The organism is Halorubrum sp. Atlit-8R (assembly GCF_003666025.1).
Taxonomy (GTDB): domain Archaea; phylum Halobacteriota; class Halobacteria; order Halobacteriales; family Haloferacaceae; genus Halorubrum; species Halorubrum salinarum.
This window is the reverse complement of the sequence record NZ_QPLV01000003.1, coordinates 70,268-89,474: the sequence shown is the minus strand read 5'-3', so window position 1 is coordinate 89,474 and position 19,207 is coordinate 70,268. Positions and strand designations below refer to the sequence as shown.

The 19,207-nt window shown below is 69.5% G+C and carries 21 protein-coding genes; 13 read left to right on the top strand and 8 right to left on the bottom strand.

Translation table 11 applies throughout. The annotated features are described in order from the left end of the window. Nucleotides 1-47: 47 nt before the first annotated feature. From DVK05_RS09030 to DVK05_RS09020, 3 genes are all read left to right on the top strand, one after another. Nucleotides 48-1,178: a tRNA (guanine(26)-N(2))-dimethyltransferase gene (locus DVK05_RS09030; protein WP_121563050.1), complete on the top strand. Its 1,131-nt coding sequence runs from the start codon at nucleotides 48-50 to the stop codon at nucleotides 1,176-1,178. 78 nt (nucleotides 1,179-1,256) lie between these two features. Beyond that, the gene (locus tag DVK05_RS09025; RefSeq protein ID WP_121563049.1) at nucleotides 1,257-2,570 is read left to right on the top strand and encodes a YihY/virulence factor BrkB family protein; all 1,314 of its coding nucleotides are present in this window, start codon (nucleotides 1,257-1,259) and stop codon (nucleotides 2,568-2,570) included. Between the two features lie 45 nt (nucleotides 2,571-2,615). Then, nucleotides 2,616-3,590, top strand: coding sequence for a phosphatase PAP2 family protein (locus DVK05_RS09020; protein ID WP_121563048.1), 975 nt, complete (start codon nucleotides 2,616-2,618; stop codon nucleotides 3,588-3,590). Between the two features lie 138 nt (nucleotides 3,591-3,728). Here DVK05_RS09020 and glnA read toward each other — a convergent pair whose 3' ends face one another. Further along, a complete protein-coding gene (gene glnA, locus DVK05_RS09015; protein WP_121563047.1) occupies nucleotides 3,729-5,099 on the bottom strand; it encodes a type I glutamate--ammonia ligase in 1,371 nt (456 codons plus the stop codon). 126 nt (nucleotides 5,100-5,225) lie between these two features. Here glnA and lrp point away from each other — a divergent pair, with 126 nt between their 5' ends. Further along, nucleotides 5,226-5,684 (top strand): HTH-type transcriptional regulator Lrp, encoded by a 459-nt coding sequence (gene lrp, locus DVK05_RS09010; RefSeq protein WP_004597351.1) that lies wholly within the window; start codon nucleotides 5,226-5,228, stop codon nucleotides 5,682-5,684. A 29-nt stretch (nucleotides 5,685-5,713) separates the two neighbouring features. Here the strand turns inward: lrp and DVK05_RS09005 are convergent, their stop codons facing one another. Together DVK05_RS09005 and gap are read right to left on the bottom strand one after the other, a co-directional pair. Beyond that, a complete protein-coding gene (locus tag DVK05_RS09005; RefSeq protein WP_121563046.1) occupies nucleotides 5,714-6,934 on the bottom strand; it encodes a phosphoglycerate kinase in 1,221 nt (406 codons plus the stop codon). A 92-nt stretch (nucleotides 6,935-7,026) separates the two neighbouring features. Then, nucleotides 7,027-8,079, bottom strand: a complete 1,053-nt coding sequence (gap, locus tag DVK05_RS09000; protein WP_121563045.1) for a type I glyceraldehyde-3-phosphate dehydrogenase — start codon at nucleotides 8,077-8,079, stop codon at nucleotides 7,027-7,029. A gap of 218 nt (nucleotides 8,080-8,297) precedes the next feature. On the opposite strand from gap, the gene DVK05_RS08995 reads away from it, so the two are divergent. Beyond that, nucleotides 8,298-8,678, top strand: a complete 381-nt coding sequence (locus DVK05_RS08995; RefSeq protein ID WP_121563044.1) for an Hsp20/alpha crystallin family protein — start codon at nucleotides 8,298-8,300, stop codon at nucleotides 8,676-8,678. Nucleotides 8,679-8,714: 36 nt separating this feature from the next. On the opposite strand, the gene DVK05_RS08990 is transcribed toward DVK05_RS08995, so the two are convergent. Then, entirely contained in the window at nucleotides 8,715-9,614 is a 900-nt protein-coding gene (locus DVK05_RS08990) for a RimK family alpha-L-glutamate ligase (protein WP_121563043.1), read from the bottom strand. A 238-nt stretch (nucleotides 9,615-9,852) separates the two neighbouring features. Next, on the bottom strand, nucleotides 9,853-10,143 hold the full coding sequence (eif1A, locus tag DVK05_RS08985; RefSeq protein WP_004597376.1) for a translation initiation factor eIF-1A: 291 nt from the start codon (nucleotides 10,141-10,143) through the stop codon (nucleotides 9,853-9,855). Between the two features lie 98 nt (nucleotides 10,144-10,241). Here eif1A and DVK05_RS08980 point away from each other — a divergent pair, with 98 nt between their 5' ends. Next, complete coding sequence (locus tag DVK05_RS08980; RefSeq protein WP_121563042.1) at nucleotides 10,242-10,421, top strand: hypothetical protein; 180 nt, start codon at nucleotides 10,242-10,244, stop codon at nucleotides 10,419-10,421. Nucleotides 10,422-10,496: 75 nt separating this feature from the next. Then, complete coding sequence (locus DVK05_RS08975) at nucleotides 10,497-10,742, top strand: hypothetical protein (RefSeq protein ID WP_053770543.1); 246 nt, start codon at nucleotides 10,497-10,499, stop codon at nucleotides 10,740-10,742. Between the two features lie 40 nt (nucleotides 10,743-10,782). On the opposite strand, the gene DVK05_RS08970 is transcribed toward DVK05_RS08975, so the two are convergent. Then, nucleotides 10,783-12,486 carry a cryptochrome/photolyase family protein gene (locus tag DVK05_RS08970; RefSeq protein ID WP_121563041.1) on the bottom strand — a complete coding sequence of 568 codons (1,704 nt, stop codon included), beginning with the start codon at nucleotides 12,484-12,486 and terminating at the stop codon, nucleotides 10,783-10,785. A gap of 123 nt (nucleotides 12,487-12,609) precedes the next feature. Here DVK05_RS08970 and DVK05_RS08965 point away from each other — a divergent pair, with 123 nt between their 5' ends. From DVK05_RS08965 to DVK05_RS17305, 5 genes are all read left to right on the top strand, one after another. Further along, nucleotides 12,610-12,804, top strand: a complete 195-nt coding sequence (locus DVK05_RS08965) for a hypothetical protein (protein WP_053770545.1) — start codon at nucleotides 12,610-12,612, stop codon at nucleotides 12,802-12,804. 89 nt (nucleotides 12,805-12,893) lie between these two features. Beyond that, entirely contained in the window at nucleotides 12,894-13,871 is a 978-nt protein-coding gene (locus tag DVK05_RS08960; protein WP_121563040.1) for an aldo/keto reductase, read from the top strand. 96 nt (nucleotides 13,872-13,967) lie between these two features. After that, on the top strand, nucleotides 13,968-14,123 hold the full coding sequence (locus DVK05_RS17310) for a hypothetical protein (RefSeq protein ID WP_199712306.1): 156 nt from the start codon (nucleotides 13,968-13,970) through the stop codon (nucleotides 14,121-14,123). A gap of 91 nt (nucleotides 14,124-14,214) precedes the next feature. Then, nucleotides 14,215-14,658, top strand: a complete 444-nt coding sequence (locus tag DVK05_RS08955; RefSeq protein ID WP_121563039.1) for a hypothetical protein — start codon at nucleotides 14,215-14,217, stop codon at nucleotides 14,656-14,658. Between the two features lie 115 nt (nucleotides 14,659-14,773). After that, nucleotides 14,774-14,911, top strand: a complete 138-nt coding sequence (locus DVK05_RS17305) for a hypothetical protein (RefSeq protein ID WP_199712305.1) — start codon at nucleotides 14,774-14,776, stop codon at nucleotides 14,909-14,911. A 3-nt stretch (nucleotides 14,912-14,914) separates the two neighbouring features. On the opposite strand, the gene DVK05_RS16875 is transcribed toward DVK05_RS17305, so the two are convergent. Together DVK05_RS16875 and DVK05_RS08950 are read right to left on the bottom strand one after the other, a co-directional pair. Next, entirely contained in the window at nucleotides 14,915-15,250 is a 336-nt protein-coding gene (locus DVK05_RS16875) for a hypothetical protein (protein ID WP_147437749.1), read from the bottom strand. Nucleotides 15,251-15,340: 90 nt separating this feature from the next. After that, entirely contained in the window at nucleotides 15,341-18,496 is a 3,156-nt protein-coding gene (locus DVK05_RS08950; RefSeq protein ID WP_121563038.1) for an adenosylcobalamin-dependent ribonucleoside-diphosphate reductase, read from the bottom strand. 423 nt (nucleotides 18,497-18,919) lie between these two features. Here DVK05_RS08950 and DVK05_RS08945 point away from each other — a divergent pair, with 423 nt between their 5' ends. Further along, nucleotides 18,920-19,162: a hypothetical protein gene (locus tag DVK05_RS08945; protein WP_121563037.1), complete on the top strand. Its 243-nt coding sequence runs from the start codon at nucleotides 18,920-18,922 to the stop codon at nucleotides 19,160-19,162. Nucleotides 19,163-19,207 lie beyond the last annotated feature (45 nt).

Genomic DNA, 19,207 nt, shown 5'->3' with positions numbered 1-19,207 from the left:
CGGTCCCGGAGCGGGGCGCTTTTAGCCCGGATGGCCGAACCGACGGTATGGACATCGAAGAGGGCGGACTCACCGTCTCCGTCCCGGAGGCCCGCGACGGCGCCAGCGAGGGCACCGGCGGCGGCGTCTTCTTCAACCCGACTCAGGAACTGAACCGCGACGTGACGGTCGCGACGCTGCGCGCCTACCGCGACCGCGAGCCGCGCGCGGCCTCGTACCTCGACGCGATGGCCGCCTCGGGGATCCGGGGCGTCCGCGCGGCCGCCGAGGGGTACCGGGTCACCTGCGCCGACGTCGACGAGGAGGCGGTCGAGCTCGCCGCCGCGAACCTCGACGCCAACGACCTCGACGGCGAGGCGGTCCACCGCGACGTCAACGCCCTGCTGTACGACGAGGGGCCCTTCGACGTCGTCGACCTCGACCCCTACGGCACGCCGATTCCCTTCGCGGACGCGGCGTTCGCGAACGGGCGCAACCTGGTCTGCGTCACCGCCACCGACACCGCGCCGCTGTGCGGCGCCCACCTCCAGAGCGGGATTCGCAAGTACGGCGCGGTCCCGCGGAACACCGACTACCACCCGGAGATGGGGCTCCGGACGCTGATCTCCGCCTTGGTCCGGACCGCCGCGCGCTACGACAAGGCGGCGACGCCGATCCTCTCGCACGTCTCCCGGCACTACGCGCGGACCTACCTCGAACTGGAGTCGGGCGCCCGCGCGGCGGACGACTGCCTCGATGGCGTCGGGTACGTCGACCACTGCGAGGACTGCCTCTGGCGCGCGGCGACGCCGGGGCACGTCGCCGACCCGGTCGACGCCTGCCCGGAGTGCGGGGGCGACCGCGTCCTCACGGCCGGTCCCATCTGGCTCGGGCCGGTCGCCGACCCCGACTTCGCGCGCGCCGTCCGCCGCGAGGTGACCGACGACATGGGCGAGGCGAAGCGCGCGCGCAAGCTCTTGGGCACCGTCGAACGCGAGCTCGACACCCCCACGCACTACGACCAACACCGGCTGTACAAGCAGTGGGGCGAGCCCGCCATCGGGATGGACGAGTTCGTCGAGCGCCTGCGCGCGGCCGGCCACGGGGCGAGCCGCGCGCACTACCGCGGCACGGCGGTCAAGAGCACGGCCTCCATCCCCGAGATGCGCGAGGCGGTCCTCGGCGACGACGCGGACTGACGGCGCCGCCCCCGGCGTGGGCCTCGTCGCGCGGCCGCCACCCTCTCGCTTTTGTCGCGGTCGGCCGAAGGGCGGGGCGTGTCCCGACACTCGCGCACCGCGTTCGGCACGGTCCGGCGCGTCGCCGACCTCGCGATCGACCGGCAGGTGACGTTCCTCGCGGCCGCCATCGCCTACTACGCGTTCGTCTCGCTCGTCCCCGCGCTCCTGCTGCTCGTCGTCGTCGCCACCGCGGTCTTCGGCGAGACCATCGCCGCGCAGCTGGTCGCGGCGACCGGTGACTTCCTCACGCCGGCCGGGGAGGAGGCGGTCGTCCTCGCGGTCTCCTCGGCCGGCGGCCGGACCGGCGCGAGCCTGCTCGGCGTCGGCGTGCTGCTCTGGTCGACGCTGAAGGTGTTCCGCGGGCTCGACACGGCGTTCGTCTCGCTGTACGGCGGCGACCAGACGCCCGGGTTCCTCAAGCAGGTCGCCGACGCCGCCTCGGTCGTCGTCGGCGTCGGCGTCGGCCTCGGCGCGATGGTCGCGGTCGGCGCGTTCGTCGCGGCCGCGGACGCGCTCCCCTTGGTCGAGACCGCGAGCGTCCTCGCGCTCCCCGTCCTCCTCGCGGTCGTGTTCCTCCCGATGTACTACCTCCTCCCGCAGCCGGCGGTCGGCGTCCGCGAGGCGCTACCGGGCGCGGCGTTCGCGGCCGTCGGCTGGACGCTGCTCCAGGCCGGATTCCAGGTGTACGCCGCGGGCGCCGCGCAGTACCAGGTGTACGGCGTCATCGGCGGGATCCTCCTCCTCGTCACCTGGCTGTACCTCGCGGCGGTCGTCGTCGTCCTCGGCGGCGTGGTCAACGTCGTGCTCGCCGACCGCGGCGACGGCGGTGAGGGCCGCCCGCCCGACCGGGGCGCCGGGCCCGCCGGCCTCCCGAACGACGCCGCGGACCGGCAGTTACAACAGGACCGCGACCGACCCACGGGTATGAACGGCGAGTCGGACCCCGACGGGGACGACGGCGAACGGCCGCGCGGCGCGCCGGACGTCGCCGCCCTCGAAGCGGAGGTCCGCGAGCTGCGGTCGCAGCTCGACGAGTTCGAGGACGACGTGGAACGCCGCACGGTCGACAAACCGGAGGTCGAGTCGGAGCTGAAGCGGTACGTCCGCTCGCGGATGCGGCGCGGTCACGCCCGCGGCTGGGGGCCGTACCTCGTGCTGCTGTACGGCACCGTGCTGACGCTCGCGGCGCTGACCTCGCTTCAGGGGATCTACGCGGTCGGCGCCATCGTCGTCCTCGGGCTGTCGACGCTCGGGCTGTACACGATATTCGTCGTCGTCGGCATCGGCCTCAACCTGATCGAGACGCCCGGCAAGGCGCTCGACTACGCCCGCCGCCGCGGCGATGACTGACGCGGCGACCGCCGCGCCGGCGACGGCTCCCGGAGTGACCGACCCGTGACCGGAATTGTCGCCGCCGACCGCGGGCTCGGCGAGACCGCGGTCGTCGACGCCCTCCCCGAGTTCGTCGTCGTCCTCTTCGCGGCCGTCACCCACCTCGCGGACCCGTGGTTCCTCTTCGCGCTGCTCGCGGTCGGCTACTGGTTCGCGAGCGAGGGGGTCGCGGGGTCGCCGCGCCGCGCCGGCGCGACGGCCATCGCGGCCGTCACCTGCGCGTACGCCGCGACGGCGCTCGGGAAGGCGTGGTTCGCGGTCCCCCGGCCGCCCGGCGCGATGCCGCCCGCCGACGTGCCGACGTGGCTCCCCGCGCTGCTGACCGGGTGGTACGAGGCGCAGGTGCTCTCGGACGGGTTCGGCTTCCCGAGCGGTCACGCCACCGGCGGCGCGGCCGCGTACCTCGCATTGGCGCTGCTGTACGACCGATTCTGGACGGACCGCGCCCGCTACGTCGCCGCCGGGGCGGTCGCGGTCGCCGTCGCGGCCTCGCGGGTGGTCATCGAGGTGCACTTCCTCGTCGACGTGCTCGCCGGGCTCGCAGTCGGCGCGGGGACGGTCGCCGTCGCGCTGTGGCTGGCCGGCGACCCGCGGGTCCGCCGCTCGGCGAGCGCGGAGACGGCCGCCGGCCCCACCGCCGACCTGAACCCTGCGCCGGCGTTCCTCCTCGCGGCGGTCGTCTCGGCCGGCGCGCTGGCCGTCGCCGTCGCCGGCGGGTACACCGGCGAGGTCGTCGAGGCCGGGATCGGGATCGCCACCGGCGCCGGCGGCGCGGTCGGCTGGCGACTCGTTGAGGGCGACGAGCCCGCGATCCCGGTCCGGGTCGCGGTCCCGGCGCTGGCGGTCACGGGCGGGCTCTGGGTCGGCGCCTACGCGCTCGCGGGGACGCTTCCCGTGACGCTGGTCGCGACCACCGCCGCCGTGGTCGCCGTCGTCGCGCTGCCGGCGCTGCCCCGATACGCGGGGCGGACGGCCTGATCGGTCGCGATCGTTCTCTCACGCGCCGTGGCGGTCCAGCCGGACGTACCGAGGTCCGTCTGGGAGCGTGACGGCGAACCGCGAAAAATCGAAAGCGAGTCGAACGAGTGCTGTGCGCCGAGCGGCCGGGCCGTCGCCTCAGAAGGTCTCCAGGTAGCGGTCCTCCTCCCACTGCGACACCTGGGTGAGGTACTCGCTGAACTCCTGGGACTTCGCCTCGGCGAACTTCTCGGAGGTGTGGGGCCCGAGCGCCTCCTGGAGCACCTCGTCGGCCTCCAGCTCCTCGACGGCGGCGCCGAGGTTCGGCGGCAGCGTCTCGATGCCGTACTCCTGGCGCTTCTCGTCGTCGAACTCGTAGATGTCCTCGCGGACCGGGTCGCCGGGGTCGGCGCCGGTCTTGATCCCGTCGAGGCCGGCGGCGATGAGCGACGCCATCCCGAGGTAGGGGTTACAGGACGGGTCGGGGCTGCGGACCTCGAAGCGCGCGGAGACGCCCGCGGCGTCGGGGACGCGGACGAGCGCCGAGCGGTTCGTGTCGGACCAGGCGACGTAGATCGGCGCCTCGTAGCCGGGCACCAGCCGCTTGTAGGAGTTCACGGTGGGGTTCGTCACGGCCGTGAACGCGGGCGCGTGCTCTAAGATGCCGCCCATGAACTGGTAGGCGGTCTCGCTGAGGTTGAACTCGTCCGAGTCGTCGGCGAAGGCGTTGCCGTCCTCGTCGAACAGCGAGATGTGGCTGTGCATGCCCGAGCCGTTGATGTCGGCGATGGGCTTGGGCATGAACGTCGCGTGGAGGTCGTGCTGCTCGGCGACGGCGCGGACGACGGCGCGGAACGTCGCGATGTTGTCCGCGGTCGAGAGCGCGTCGTCGTACTTGAAGTTGATCTCGTGTTGCCCCTCGGCGACCTCGTGGTGGGAGGCCTCGATCTCGAAGCCCATCTCCTCTAACGTGAAGATGATCTCCTTGCGCACGTCGGACGCGAGGTCCTTCGGGGCGAGGTCGAAGTAGCCGCCGTTGTCGTGCGGGATCGTGGTCGCGTTGCCGTCCTCGTCCTTCTCGAACAGGAAGAACTCCGGCTCCGGACCGATCGAGACGGAGTAGCCCATCTCCTCGGCCTCCGCGAGGACGCTCTTGAGCACCTGCCGCGGACCGCCGGCGAACGGCTCGCCGTCGGTGTCGACGATGTCACAGATGAGCCGCGCGGCGCCGCTGTCGCCGTCGCCGTCGCTGCGCCACGGGAGCACCGCGAACGTGTCGGGGTCGGGGACGAGCCGCATGTCCGACTCCTGGATACGCACGAACCCCTCGATGGAGGAGCCGTCGAAGTAGATGCCTTCGGTGAACGCCTTCTCCGCCTGGTGGGCGGGCACGGAGACGTTCTTCACGACGCCGAGGATGTCGGTGAACTGTAGCCGCAGGAAGTCGACGTTCTTCTCTTCGATTTCGTCGAGTACAGCCTGTTCCTCGGCCGTGAGGCCGCCGTCCGGTTTCGCTTGTTCGTCCGTCATGTTCTGGACGTTTGATTCGTTATCTGCCAGTATAAAGGCCTTATCGCTTGGCGCATGAACCGCCGGACAGGCAAAACTGCTGGACGTTCGTAAAATTCTAAACCCCCGAAAGCGTGGTTGGGTGTGATGACGTACGAAAACCTCGACGCGAAGCTCATTAACTCGCTGCTCAGCAACGGCCGCGCGAGCCTCCGGAGCCTGGGCGACGAGCTCGACGTGTCCGTGACGACCGTCTCGAACCACCTCCGCGACCTCGAGGAGGAGGGCGTGATCCGCGGGTACACGCCCGTCGTCGACTACGACAAGCTCGGCTACGACGTGACTGCGGTGCTCCAGCTCAAAGTCGAGGGGAGCGCGCTGCCGGACGTCACCGAGAAGCTGCGCCAGGAGAAGCAGATGGTGAGCGTCTACGAGGTCACCGGTGACTACGACGTGATCGCCATCGGGAAGTTCACCGACACGGACGGCATGAACGACCAGATCAAGTCGATCCTCACGGACGCGGACATCCGCGAGTCGAACACGAGCGTCGTCCTCAACGCGGTCACGGAAAACGAGCAGTTCGACCTCGACGTCGAGGAGTAATTCGCCCCGTCTCCCGACCGATTCCCCGCCTACCGCTCCGCCGCCGCCTCTAAGACCTCCACCGCCGGGAGCGGCTCGCCCGTCAGCGCGCGGATGTACGCGCCGCCCGCGATGGAGACGTGCGAGAAGTCGTCCTCGCTCAGGCCGTACATCTCGATGGCCCGCGAGGTGTCGCCGCCGCCGACGACCGAGAAGCAGTCAGTCTCGGCGATGGCCTCGAGGACGCCGACGGTGCCGTCGGCGAACCGCTCGTCCTCGAAGACGCCGAGCGCGCCCTTCACGAAGACGGCGTCGGACTCGCGGATCGCCGGCTCGTAGTCGGCGACCGTCGCGGCGCCCACGTCGAGGAACGCCTCCCGCTTCTCCTCGATGTCGTCGACGGCGACCTCGGCGCGGTCGCCGTCGGCCCCCTCGTACGCGAGGTCGCTCGCGAGCCGGACCGCGTCGCCGCGCTCTTCGAGGACCGACTCGATCAGCTCGCGGTTCCCCTCCCACTGCTCGTCGAACAGGTCCATCTCCCCCACGTCGCGCCCGACGGGGTGCCCCGCGGCGCGCAAGAAGAGCTCGCCGGCGACGCCGCCGAGGAGGAAGCGGTCGACACGGTCGTCTAAGGCGTCCATCACCCCGATCACGTCCGTCGCCTTCGTCCCGCCGACGACCATCGTGACGGGGCCGTCGAACTCGCGGGTGGCGATGGCGGTGTTGGCCTCGTACTCGGTCTCCATCACGCGGCCCGCGTACGCGGGGAGGGCCAGCGGGAACCCCACGAGCGAGGCGTGTTTCCGATGCGCCGCCGAGTAGGCGTCGTTGACGTACGCGTCGAAGCGCGGAGCAAGGGTCTCAACGAACTCCGTCTCGGCCTTCTCCCCGGGCGACGCCTCCGGGAGCTCGTCGTCGCACATCCGGGTGTTCTCCAGTAAGAGGACCTCGCCCGGGCCGAGCGCGTCGATGGCGTCCAGCGCCGCCTCGCCGTACGTGTCGGCCACGAACGCCACGTCGCGGCCGACGTGGTCGGCGAGGATGTCGGCGTGACCGGCGAGCGACGTGAAGTCGTCGCGGCCGGGCCGCCCCTGGTGGGCCATGAGGACGACGCGGTGGCCGGCGTCGGCCAGCTCGCGGACGGTCTCGGCGTGGCGCTCGAACCGGCGGTTGTCCTGCGGTTCGCCGTCCTCGATGGGGGAGTTAAGATCCAGTCGGACGAGGACGCGACTGTCTGCCGGGAGGTCGTCGATGGTGTCGAAGGCGGGCATGGATGAACGGTCGTCGATGGGTCACTTAAGCGGTGGCGCTCCGGGGCGCGGTGCCGTCGGGAAGCGGTTCGGGCCCGGGCGAAAGGTCGCGCTTACGCCTCGTCGTGGACGTACGCGGCCATGTCGAGCATCCGGTTCGAGAAGCCGTACTCGTTGTCGTACCAGGTGAGGATCTTCAGCAGCTTCCCGCCGGCGACGACGTTCGTCGACTGGAGGTCGACGTAGCTGGAGAAGGGGAGGCCGACGATGTCGGAGGAGACGACCTCCTCGTCGGTGTAGCCGAGGACGCCCGCGAGCGGGCCGGAGTCCGCGGCGTCGCGGAAGGCCGCGTTGACCTCCTCTTCGGTGACCGTCTCGTCGAGGCTGACGACGAACTCGGTGATCGAGCCGGTGGGGACCGGGACGCGCATCGCCATCCCGTCGATCTTGCCCTCGAGCTGCGGGAGGACCTTCTGCGCGGCGCCCGCGGCGCCCGTCGAGGTGGGGACGATGTTCTCCGCGGCGGCGCGCCCGCGGCGCCGCTTGCTCATCGGGCCGTCGATGAGGCTCTGCGAGCCGGTGTAGGCGTGGACGGTGGTGAGGGTGCCGGCGTCGATGCCGAACTCAGCGTCGAGCACCTTCGCGACCGGCGTGATGGAGTTCGTGGTACAGGAGGCGTTCGAGATCACGTCGTCGCCGTCGTACTCGTCGTGGTTGACGCCGTAGACGAGCTGTTTGACCGGCTTCTCGCCCTTCGGGGGCGCCGAGATGATCACGGTGTCGGCGCCGCCGTCGAGGTGCGCGCTCGCGTCGTCGCGGGTGCGGAAGACCCCGGTACACTCCAAGGCGACGTCGACGTCGAGCTCGTCCCAGGGGAGGTCCGCGGGGTCCTGGACGTTGAACAGCGGGACAGACGTGCCGCCGACCGTCAGCTCGTCGCCGTCGCGCTCGACGCCGTCGAGCCGGCCCATGACGGTGTCGTACTTCGCGAGGTACCCCATGTCGTCGAAGTCCATCACGTCGTTGATCCCGACGAGCTCGATCCGCGGGTGCTCCACCACCGCGCGGAACACGTTGCGCCCGATGCGACCGAAGCCGTTGAGCCCCACCCGCACGACCTCGTCGCCGCTCACGTCGTCACCGGCCGACAGATACGATTTACTCATGTTCGAAAAAGCCGAGACGCAACTACTTAAATCCGGCCCAGTCGCGCCGAGACCGTCATAATCGTTGGAATTTGTTACGCTCGGTGTCGCCGATCGCCGGTGCGGTCGGCCGAGCACCGTCGCCCGACGCCCGCCGTCGGTCCCCCGGCGCGAGGCGGATAGCGGCCGATACGGCGACCGACAGAAGGCTTATCGGGGTCACCGACTTCACGGAAGGTATGGACAGAGACGACCGCGACGATCCGTTCGGAGACTTCTTCGAGGAGATCGAGCGGATGATGAACGAGATGGCCAACGCGGACGCCCCGTCGGCCGACGACGCCGGGTTCGGCTCCGACACCCACGTCGACGCGTACACCACCGAGGAGTCGGTGCGTCTCGTCGCCGACCTCCCCGCCGTCTCGAAGGAGGACCTCTCGCTGCGCTGCGACGGCGACGCGCTCACCATCTCCGCGGTCTCCGACCGGCGCGAGTACGACGAGACGGTCGAGCTCCCCGCCCCCGTCGACGAGCACTCCGCGGACGCGACGTTCAACAACGGCGTCCTCGAGGTCTCGTTCGACCGCGACGACGACAGCGCGTCGATCGACCTGGCCTGAGCCGGTCGGGCCCCCGCTCGCCCGGCGCCCCCCGCTTCACCCGTCCTCGGCGGTCCGTCGGATCAGCGCCGCGAACCGGTCGTAGAAATCGTCCTCGTACTTCGTCGCGGCGTCGACGGTCGGCCGCGCGTTCGTCTCGTTGACGACGAGCCGGTCGCCCGTCGCGAGCAGGTCGACGCCGAGGTAGTCGATCCCGAGCGCCGCGGCCGCGCGCTCGGCGAGGTCGCGCGCCTCGGGGTCGAGGTCGACGCCGCGGGCGGTCGCGCCGCGGTGGACGTTGTGCTTCCACCGGCCGGCCGCGAGCGCGTCGTCGTCGAGGACGCGCTCCACCGCCCCGGCGTACGCGCCGTCGACGACCATCGCGCGGTAGTCGCGCGCGTCGGGGAGGTACTCCTGGATCAGGAACGACTTGTCGCCGGTGGCGCGGTAGTCGTGGATCAGGTTCAGGTAGTCGACGACGCCGAGCAGGGAGTCGAGGTCGGTCGCGGTCGCGACGCCGACGCCCCGGGTCGCGGAGTTCGGCTTCACGACGACGGGATAGGAGAACTCCGCGGCGGCGTCGACGACGGCCGACTCGTCGACGGGGTTCGACACGAGCGTCGTCTTCGGCGTGGGCAGCCCCGCAGCCGACAGCGCGACCAGCACGCCCGCCTTGTTCCGCGAGGTCACGACCGCGTCCCGGCCGTTCACCCACGGGACGCCGAGGCGCTCGTCGACGACCGCGCCCTCCATGAGGCGGGTGGGGTAGACGAGCCCCACGTCGAACCCCTCGAATTCGTCGGGCTCGGCCGGGATCCACTCGCCGGTTTCGCCCTCCGAGACCCGCAGCGTCCGCTCTTTCGCCTGAACGTGGCCCACGTCGATGCCGCGGTCCGCGAGCGGCTCGCGCACCCGCTCGAACGTCTCCGCGTCGGTGGTCATCGCGAGCCGGAGCATACGCTCGCTGAGGCCCGTTCGGACTTAAGCGCGGTGCGAGCGCGACGACGGCGACACCGACACGTTACGGTAGGCGCGAGGTCGCCGGCGCGTAGCGCCGGCTGTCAGAGAATCTCCGATCCTCGCTGGAGTCGCTGACCCCCGAAGCGAAGCGGAGGGTGCCAGCGACGAGGCTGGGGAGGCGTGAGGGGTGCTGTGCGGGCTTTGGAGGTCTTTGCCGCCGACCCCGAGAAACGACTTACTGTAAGTGGCCTTCCTCGCGGAGCTGTTCCGCCTCGCTCTTCTCGTAGCGCCACGAGATGTCGGCCTTCTCGTCCTGCCAGTCCCACGGCTCGACGAGGACGATGTCGTCTTCGCGGATCCACACGCGCTTCTGCATGCGACCGGGGATGCGGGCGGTTCGCTGTTTCCCGTCCGCGCAGCGCACCTTGACCCGGTTCGCGCCGAGCATCTCGACGACCTCCGCAAACACCTCGTCGTCGTCGGGCATCCGGAGGTCGTTCCGACCGCCGCCGTCTCCGTTGCTCATGCGTACGCGGTGATACGCGCTCGTCGAAATAAAAGGGCCGCTCTCCGCCGGAGCGCGCATCCGCCCCTTTTAAGCACGACCGTCGACCACCCGACGACATGCGTGACACGCTCGGACTCGAAGGCATCGCCGGCCTCGTCGCCGTCGTCGCCGCCGTCGGTATCATCGCCGTCCGCGATCCGGTCATCGCCGGCGCCGTGATGGTGCTGCTCGCCGGCCTCGCGCTGATCGCGAAGGGGCTCGTCGACACCGCCATGCGGTCGTTCGGACTGAAGTGACGCCGCCGCGGTCGCCCTGAGCGCGGAATCCCGGCGTCCCGAAAGAGTCATAATCGCCGGCCGTTCCCCTCCGGTATGGTCGAAGTACCCGCCGTCGCGGTCGAACTCGTCGAACTTCTCGCCGTCACCGTCGGCGCCGGCGCGGCCGCCGCGGTCGGCGTCGTGCTCGAACGGTTCGGGCTCTCCGCGGTCTCGGGCGGCGACCTCGTGCTCGGCGCGTGGGCCGTCGGCATGGGACTGATCGCGCTGTACGTCGGACTCGTCGGCCTCGGCTACGAGCAGGCGCTCCCGCGGCTGCGCCGGCTCGCGAGCGGCGAGTAGGGCCCACTTCTCCCCTCGGTCCCGCACGCTCCCCGAACGCTCACAGCTCTCCGTCGGCCGCCAGCTCGCGCACCCGGGCCGCGCGCTCGCGGATCGACTCCCACTCCGCGTCGTCCTTGTCGTCGACGTGCGAGTACATCAGCCCCATCCGCCCGGTGCCGCGCAGCGTCTCCTCGTTCTCCTTCAGGAAGTCCCAGTAGAGCGCGTTGAACGGGCAGGCGCCCTCGCCCGTGGTCCGCGAGACGGCGTATGGGCAGTCCGCGCAGTGGTCGCTCATGCGGTTGACGTAGCTCCCCGAGGAGGCGTACGGCTTCGAGGAGAGCACGTCCGTGCCGAACGACCCCATCGCGACGACGTTCGGCGTCGTCACCCAGTGGTACGCGTCGACGAACCCGAGGTGGAACCACTCGTTCAGTTCGCCCGGGTCGGCGCCGTACACCAGCGCGAAGTTCGACAGCACCATCAGGCGCTCGATGTGGTGGGCGTAGCCGTACTCGCGGACGTGGTCGACCGCCTCGGAGAGGCACCGCATGTCGGTGTCGCCGTCCCAGTAGGCGGGCGGCAGGTCCCGGTCCTGTCCCAACTGATTCGCGTCGGCCAGCTCCGGCATCGCCTCGCGGTAGACGTGGCGCACGAACTCCCGCCAGCCGATCACCTGCCTGACGAACCCCTCCGCGGCGTTGAGCGGGACGGGCGCCGGGTCCGTCGACTCCGCCGACTCCGCGCCGTCGGCCTCGTTCGCGCCGTCCGCGCCGTCGCCGAAGTCGTCGAGCGACGCCGTCGCCCCGCCCGACGCGCCGTGCTCCGCCGGGTCGTACCCGCCCGGCTCGGCGCCGCGCTCCGCGTAGGCGCGCTCGACCGCCCGGACCGGCTCGCGCGGGTCGAGCAGCCCGAGGTTGATCGCCGGCGAGAGCAGCGAGTGCGAGCAGAACGGCTCGCCGCCGACCATCGCGTCCTGGTACCGACCGAACGCGGGGAGCCCGTCGCGGACGAAGCGGTCGAGCGCCTCGCGCGCCTCGTCGCGGGTCACCGGCCACGCGAACTCGTCGAGCGAGTCGTTGCCCCACGTGTCGAACCGCTCGCACACCCACGCGTGGGTCTCGCGGGTCAGCTCGTCCGGCTCGAACGCCGGTCGCGCCGGCGGCTCCCAGCCGTCGGGCGGCGTCTCTTGGTTCAGGTCGTCGTAGTTCCACTCGCCGCCGACCGGGTCGCCGTCGTCCATCAACACGCCGGTCTCGCGGCGGACGTGCCGGTACCAGTTCTCCTGCCGGAAGGTGCGCTCGGCGGCGCCGTCGTCGCCGACGAGCGGTCCGTCGCCGTCGCCCGCCCACTCGCGCCAGTCGGCCGGCGTCGTCCAGAACAGCTCGTTGTCGACGAGATCGAGGGTCCCGCCGCGCTCGGCGACGAGCTCGCGGAGCCGCTCGCCGGCGCCGTGGCTCGCGGGGCGCATGAGCTGCAGTCGCGGGCCGTCGCCGCCGCTCGCGTCCCGCTCCGCGAAGAACTCGTCGAGCCCCTCGCCGAACGACTCGGCCCGCACGTAGGTCACGTCGTGGCCGCGCTCGCGGAGGTCGTCGCGGAAGTGCCGCATCGCCGAGAACACGAGCGTCAGCTTGTGGGCGTGGTACGGCTTCCGGTCGGCGAACCCGTGGGCCTCGATCAGCAGCACGTCGTCGGCCGCGTCGAGGACGTCGAGGTCGGGGTTGAGCTGGTCGCCGAGCAGCCAGCAGGTCGTCCGGTCGCTCACGGTACCGATCCACGGGCGCCACCGACATAGCTCCGGCGGCGCCGCGGATTTCCCCGATCGCCGAGCGTCCAGCACCGCCGCGGCATCCGCGGCTTTTTGTCGCCCCCGCGTGTCGGGCGGGTCATGGACGAGATCCTCACGAACTGGCTGCTCGGTCTGATCGCCGCCCTCCTCGCCGTCCTGGTACTCGACTCGACCGGCCAGTCGTTCCTCGACCCCCTCTCGCCGATCGCGAACGTGCTCGCGCTCGTGACGTTCCTCGCGTTCGTCATCCTCACCGGCGCGTTCCTCGTGTACACCGCGTCGTTCCGCAACTGACGCGCCGACGCCCGCCGGCGGTCCGATCGACTCCCGGCCCCCTCCGCCGCCGCGCGTAGCTTTTTGCCGCGGCTCGCACTGATCGAGGCATGGAGTACACGACGCTCGGGAACACGGGGACGACCGTCTCGAAGATCTGTCTCGGCTGTATGAGCTTCGGCGACCCCGACTGGCGCGAGTGGGTCCTCGACGAGGAGGAAGGAAAGGAGCTGGTCGAGCGCGCGATCGACCTCGGCGTGAACTTCTTCGACACCGCCAACATGTACTCGAACGGCGCGAGCGAGCGCGTGCTCGGCGAGGCGCTCGACGGCTACGACCGCGACGAGTTCGTCGTGGCGACGAAGGGGTACTTCCAGATGGACGAGTCGAACCCGAACTCGGGCGGCCTCTCCCGGAAGGCGATCGAACAGGAGCTGTCGAACTCTCTCGACCGGCTCGGCACCGACACGATCGACCTCTATCAGATCCACCGCTGGGACTACGACACCCCGATCGAGGAGACGCTGGCCGCGCTCGACGACGCGGTGCGGCGCGGCGACGTGCGGTACGTCGGCGCCTCCTCGATGTGGGCCCACCAGTTCGCGGAGTCGCTCCGCGTCAGCGAGCGCGAGGGGTACGAGCGGTTCGCCACGATGCAGAACCACTACAACCTCGCGTACCGCGAGGAGGAACGCGAGATGCTCCCGCTCTGCGAAAAGAAGAACGTCGGCGTGATGCCGTGGATCCCGCTCGCGCGCGGCTACCTGACGCGCCCCCACGAGGAGGTGGACGCCACCCTCCGCGGCGAGACCGAAGAGCACCTCTACGCGCACCCGTACCGCGAGGGCGGCGGCCGCGAGGTCAACGAGCGCGTCGAGGAGCTCGCCGCCGAGAAGGGCGTGAAGATGGCGCAGCTCGCCTTAGCGTGGCTGTTCCACAAGGAGTGGGTCGACACGCCCATCGTCGGGACGACCAGCGTCGAACACCTCGAAGACGCGGTCGAGGCGCTCGACATCGACCTCTCCGACTCGGACGTGGAGTGGCTCGAAGCGCCGTACGAGCCGGTTCGCGTCTCCGGCCACGAGTGAGGGCGACAGGCGCGGACGGCCCGCGCTCGACGGCCTAAATGGTGTTTTAGGGATATGTCGGCAAGCTATTTGTGTGGTAAACAATAGCACACGCCTGTGAGCGACGACGGCGACCGCTCCGCGGTCCGGTCGAGCACGGAGTACGCCCGCGCCCGGAGGCGGTGTCCGAACTGCGGCGACCGCGTGCCCGCGGCCGGCGGGACCACGGGGGCGACGGAGTGTCCGAACTGTCACCGCATGGTCCGGACCTGACGACCGGCGAGGTCGCTCGACGACGACGTATAAATACACCGTCGCGGACGCCACGGCAACCCTTTTCGGCGGCGCCGCCGAACCGTGGCGCATGGCAGACGACGACGCCACCGACCCCGAGAACGGCGAGGCCGGCGAACAGGACGACGCCGCCGACGGCGACGACGGCGAGGAGAAGTCCTTCCGCGAGCGCGTCGAGGAGATCCGCGAGCGACGCGAGCAGGAGCGCGAGGAGGGCGACCGCCCCGACCCCGAGGAGATGATGGGCGGCGGCGGCCCGCCGGGGATGGGCGGTGGCGGCGGCGGCAACCCCTTCGCGCAGATGATGTCCGGCATGATGGGCGGCGGCGGTCCCGGCGGCGCGGGCGGCCCGCCCGGCATGGGCGGCGGCCCCGGCGCGCAGGGCGAGCAGGCCCCCCGCGGCGACGACGGCGGCAACGAGGAGCTCGTCCGCGAGGTGCGCCAGCTCCGCGACGAGGTCCGCGACGCGACCCGCCAGCTCCAGCGCATCGCGCAGGCGCTCGAAGACGACTAAACGCGAGCCGTCGCCTCTTTTATTCCACTCAGTACGATACAGCGTTTAGATCGAACTCCACGAAAATCAGTAACAAGCTATTTGTCTAAGGGAAACAATTCCAGCGTACGAAAACATGCCTACACACGAAACAAAATCCGCGGAGGCAGTTTTATCCGAAAAAACGGATGAACCAGTAGATAAGTTCTCTGCGGACGATAAACCGATTCCAGAACTCGACGACTTGGAATCGGTTCCAGAAGAAGAGCGGTAGGTATTAGCCCTTTTGCGGACCGTATCGTTCGAGAAGGTCGTCAGCACGTTCTGTGAGGAATCGCTCACAGTACGCTGGCGCGTTCTCCGCCGTTACTGCTGGGAATCCACGCTGAACGTCAACTTTCTTTCCGTCTCGATATAGGTCAAGGTGGAGACGCTCCGACTCGATGTCGTGCCCCCACGCTGAATCAGGGTGGTGGTCGAACCGAGCCACTTGTCGCCAGTCACGCTCTCCGTACTGTTCCCCGATGTTCTGTTCCAGTTGAACGAGAAACCAGTCGACGCTTCCGTCGGTAATACCTATCTCCACGTTGACTCGGGAGCGTCCGTACTTCACCGGAACCGAGTAATCGGCGTCTGGATGAGCGTGCCGGTGTTCAAGCGTCGAACTATTCGTCATAAAACACGAGAGAAGGGGTGTGTTAGCTTAACACTCCGACCAGCCGCACGACTCGCACGTCTTGCAGCCCTCGGAGTAGTAGAGGTTCATGCCGCCGCACTCGGGGCACTCGGGCGACTCGCCCGCCGCGATGAGCTCCTGCGTCGAGTCGTCCGCGCCCGCGGCGTCGTCGTCCGCCGCCGGCCCGGGCCCGCTCGGAGCGTCGGTCGCCGTGCCGGCGTCGACCGCGCCGCCGTCGGTCTGACTCGGCCGACCGGCGCCCGACGCGGCCTCCTCGACGTCGTCGAGGCTCTGTTGCTGGGGGATCCCCTTGTCGACGTCGTCGTCGAGGTAGCGCCGCAGCGCGGTGCCGATGGCGTCCGGGATCGACTGGATCTGCTCGCCTTTGTCCCAGGCGACCTTCGGGCTCCGGGTGCCCTGAAGCTCGTCGACGATCTCCTCGGGGTCGACGCCGGAGCGCAGCGCCGTCGAGATGACCTTCGCGAGCGCCTCCGTGAAGGAGTTGGTGTAGCCGCCGGAGTGGCCGATGTTCGCGAACAGCTCGAACGGTAGCCCGTTCTCGTCCTCGTTGATGGTGACGTACAGCTTGCCGTAGCCCGTCTCGACGCGCTGCGTGACGCCGTTCAGGGAGTCGGGGCGCGGGCTGCGCTCGCTGTAGTCGATCCGGGGCTGCTCCGTCGCTTCGAGGAGGTCGGCGACCTCGGCGTCGATCGCCGCGCGGACGTCCTCGTTGTCGAGGAACGCCTCGACGCCGCCGAACACGTCGTTGATCTGCTCGACGATGGTCTCGGCGGCCTCGGTCTCGTCGGCGAACTCGGTGTTCTGCGCGCGGGTCGTGAGCACTTGCTTCGAGCGGGTGCCGTCGCGGTAGTAGGTGACGCCCTTCCCGCCGTTCTCGTAGATGTACTCGAAGACCTCCTTGGCGTCGCCGAGCGTGGAGTCGTTCGGCGCGTTCACCGTCTTCGAGATGGCGGAGTCGACGCCCTTCTGACAGGCGACCTGGACGCCGGCGTGGTCCTTCGCGGAGAGGTCGCCGGTGACGACGAACAGCTCGCCGATCGCGTCCGGCACCGTCTCTAACCCCTCGACGCCGTCGAACGCGTTCTCGGCCATCTGCTCTTGGGCCTCCTGTTTGACCGCGTCGACATCGACGTCGTTGGCCTCTAAGGTGCGCAGGAAGTAGTCGTCGAACTCGACGAGCATCTCGTCGCCCTGGACGTCGTCGGAGACGTTCTTGTAGTAGGCGACGTTGTAGATGGGCTCGCAGCCGCCAGTCGTGTTGCCGATCATCGACGTCGTGCCCGTCGGGGCGATCGTCGTCGTGTTGTGGTTGCGGATCGGGAAGCCGTCTTCCCACTCGTCGGCGTCGAGCCCGGTGTAGTGCTCGAACCAGTCGCGGTGTTCGGTCGGGTTCGCGTACTTCGAGTCCGCCCAGTCGTTGAACGTCCCGCGCTCCTCGGCGAGTTCGTGGGAGGCGAGCTTCGACTCGTGGTTGATGTGGGTCATCAGCTGCCGGGCGATCTCGTTGCCCGACTCGGAGCCGTAGCGGACGCCGAGCTGGACGTACAGCTGTGCGAGCCCCATGATGCCCAGCCCGATCTTCCGCATGTCCCGGACCTTCTGTTCGATTTCCGGGACGGGGAAGTCGGACATCGTGACGACGTTCTCGAGGAAGCGGGTGCCGTACGCGATCCGCTCGTCGAACTCCTCGAAGTCGATCGCCTCGTCCAAGAACGCCTCGACCGCGGCCGCCTCGGAGTCGTACTCGTCGGCGTGCTCGTCGGACCAGACGCGCCAGTCCGGCGCGTCGAGGTCGGCGAGCGTCGAGAGGTTGATGTGGCCGAGGTTACAGGCCTCGTACTCCTCGAGGGGCTGCTCGCCGCAGGGGTTCGTCGCGAGGATCCGGTGTTCCGGGTGCTCCTCGACGTCGAAGGAGTGCTCCTTGTTGATCCGCTCGAGGTAGACGACGCCCGGCTCCCCGTTCTCGTGGGCGCCCTCGATCATGTGGTCCCAGATCTCGGCCGCCGGGACGGAGAGCTCCTCGCCGACCTCGACGTGCTCGCCGAGGCCGAACATGTCGTACAGCTCCTTCGTCTCCGGCGTCGCGACGTGGGGCTCCTCCGTGCGCGGGTTGGTGAAGGTGAACTCCTCGTCGTTCTCCAGCGCCTCCATGAAGTCGTCCGTGACGCCGACGCTGATGTTGAAGTTCGAGAGGTGTCCCTCGACGGCGTTCCGGAGGTGCTCGGGCACCTTCCCGTCCTCGTCGATGAGGTCGCGGGCCTCCTCTAAGGCGTCCGCGAAGGAGTTGTGGGTGAAGTCGTCGGGGTCGTTCAGGCGCAGCGAGTGGGCCAGCGAGACGTCCTTGTTCTTCGCGTGGATGAACTGGATCACGTCCGGGTGCGAGATGCGCATGACGCCCATCTGGGCGCCGCGGCGCGCGCCGCCCTGCGCGATGGTCTCGCACATCTGGTCGAACGTCCGCATGAACGTGATCGGCCCGGACGCGATGCCGCCGGTGGATCCGACGGAGTCGCCGTACGGGCGGAGCTGCCAGAACGCGTACCCCATGCCGCCGCCGGACTGGAACACCTCGGCCGCCTCCTTGGCGGTCTGGTGGATGTCGGTGATGTCGTCGCCGGGCGAGTCGACGAAGCAGGCGGAGAGCTGCTGGAGCTCGTCGCCCGCGTTCATCAGGGTGGGGGAGTTCGGCATGAACGAGAGCGACTCCATTCCCTCCCGGAACGTCTCCGCCGTCGCCTCGACGTGGTCGCGCACGCTCTCGGGCAGCTCGGGGACGACCGTCTCGTACGCGAACTTATTGACGTTGTGTGCGGTGAGCGTCGTCTCCGCGTCGTCCGCCGCGGTCGTGCCCGCGCCGAAGACCTCCTCGGCGAGCTCGTCGCGTCGCGGGTGGTCGGGCTTCAGCTGGTCGGGCGTGACGGTGACCTCGACGCCCTGCTTCTCGGCCTCGAAGACGGCCTCCGCGAGCGCGACGTTGCGCGCGACGCGGTCGAACAGCTCCTCCTGGTCTTCCGCCGGCTCGCCGTCCGCGTTCTTCCGAAGGTAGCGCGCGGGCAGGATATTGTGGTAGGCGTTGCCCGTGAGCCGCTCCTCCATTGTGTCCCCGGTGGTGCGTTTGATCGGTAGCTCGACTCCGTCCGCGGTGACGCCGTTGCTGCTCATTCGGCGGCCACCCCGCTGGCTTGGCGTGGGATATGGGTCATCTGTAGTGTTGGTGTACTGGCGAGGCGGGCCCTTGTAGGTTCGGATGTTCGGACCCGCGCGGCATCTACATGTCCGATTCGGTATGTAACGTCGGTCCGGCGCGTCTGACGCTGACTACGGTACGTCGGCAAGGAACGGACTCCGTACACATAAGCATGGGTAGACCGGAGTGAAACTGGTCTTCGAACGACCAAACCGTGCGACAGAAGCGTCTTCCCACCGGAACAAAAGGGGGGTTGCTGGGCGGTGATTCTCCCGGTAACGACGGCCGCTTGTCCCTCTGCGTCCGTCGTCGGGCGGAGCGCGCGCCGGGCTCGACGCAGTTCTTGCCGCCGATATATCAACGATCGACAACTGGGTCCGCCCTCGTCCCACAAGCTTATGCCCGGCCTCGCCGTGACCCCGGACATGACCGCACCGTCGCTCGCGCTCGCGGGACTCGTCGCGCCGGCACAGGCCGCGCTGCTCGGCAGTCAGGTCGGCCAGCTGCTGGTCGCCTTAGTCGCCGTCGCGCTGATCATCGTCGTCGGCAAGTTCGTGTTAAAGCTCGCGTGGCGGCTCGTCACGATCGGTATCGTCGTCGTCGCCGCGTTCTACCTGCTGTCGACGCTGGGCGTCGTCTAAGGAATCGACGGGGGAGCCGTCCCGCGATCGGCGCGGAACGGCGGA

Coding starts and splice junctions, on each gene's coding strand:
- DVK05_RS08965 (WP_053770545.1), top strand. CDS start 12,610: ATGGACGAGATCCTCACGAACTGGCTGCTCGGTCTGATCGCCGCCCTC.
- glnA (WP_121563047.1), bottom strand. CDS start 5,099: ATGACGGACGAACAAGCGAAACCGGACGGCGGCCTCACGGCCGAGGAA.
- DVK05_RS09005 (WP_121563046.1), bottom strand. CDS start 6,934: ATGCCCGCCTTCGACACCATCGACGACCTCCCGGCAGACAGTCGCGTC.
- DVK05_RS09030 (WP_121563050.1), top strand. CDS start 48: ATGGACATCGAAGAGGGCGGACTCACCGTCTCCGTCCCGGAGGCCCGC.
- DVK05_RS08955 (WP_121563039.1), top strand. CDS start 14,215: ATGGCAGACGACGACGCCACCGACCCCGAGAACGGCGAGGCCGGCGAA.
- DVK05_RS08995 (WP_121563044.1), top strand. CDS start 8,298: ATGGACAGAGACGACCGCGACGATCCGTTCGGAGACTTCTTCGAGGAG.
- DVK05_RS08975 (WP_053770543.1), top strand. CDS start 10,497: ATGGTCGAAGTACCCGCCGTCGCGGTCGAACTCGTCGAACTTCTCGCC.
- DVK05_RS17305 (WP_199712305.1), top strand. CDS start 14,774: ATGCCTACACACGAAACAAAATCCGCGGAGGCAGTTTTATCCGAAAAA.
- lrp (WP_004597351.1), top strand. CDS start 5,226: ATGACGTACGAAAACCTCGACGCGAAGCTCATTAACTCGCTGCTCAGC.
- eif1A (WP_004597376.1), bottom strand. CDS start 10,143: ATGAGCAACGGAGACGGCGGCGGTCGGAACGACCTCCGGATGCCCGAC.
- gap (WP_121563045.1), bottom strand. CDS start 8,079: ATGAGTAAATCGTATCTGTCGGCCGGTGACGACGTGAGCGGCGACGAG.
- DVK05_RS08960 (WP_121563040.1), top strand. CDS start 12,894: ATGGAGTACACGACGCTCGGGAACACGGGGACGACCGTCTCGAAGATC.
- DVK05_RS08945 (WP_121563037.1), top strand. CDS start 18,920: ATGCCCGGCCTCGCCGTGACCCCGGACATGACCGCACCGTCGCTCGCG.
- DVK05_RS08980 (WP_121563042.1), top strand. CDS start 10,242: ATGCGTGACACGCTCGGACTCGAAGGCATCGCCGGCCTCGTCGCCGTC.
- DVK05_RS08950 (WP_121563038.1), bottom strand. CDS start 18,496: ATGAGCAGCAACGGCGTCACCGCGGACGGAGTCGAGCTACCGATCAAA.
- DVK05_RS08990 (WP_121563043.1), bottom strand. CDS start 9,614: ATGCTCCGGCTCGCGATGACCACCGACGCGGAGACGTTCGAGCGGGTG.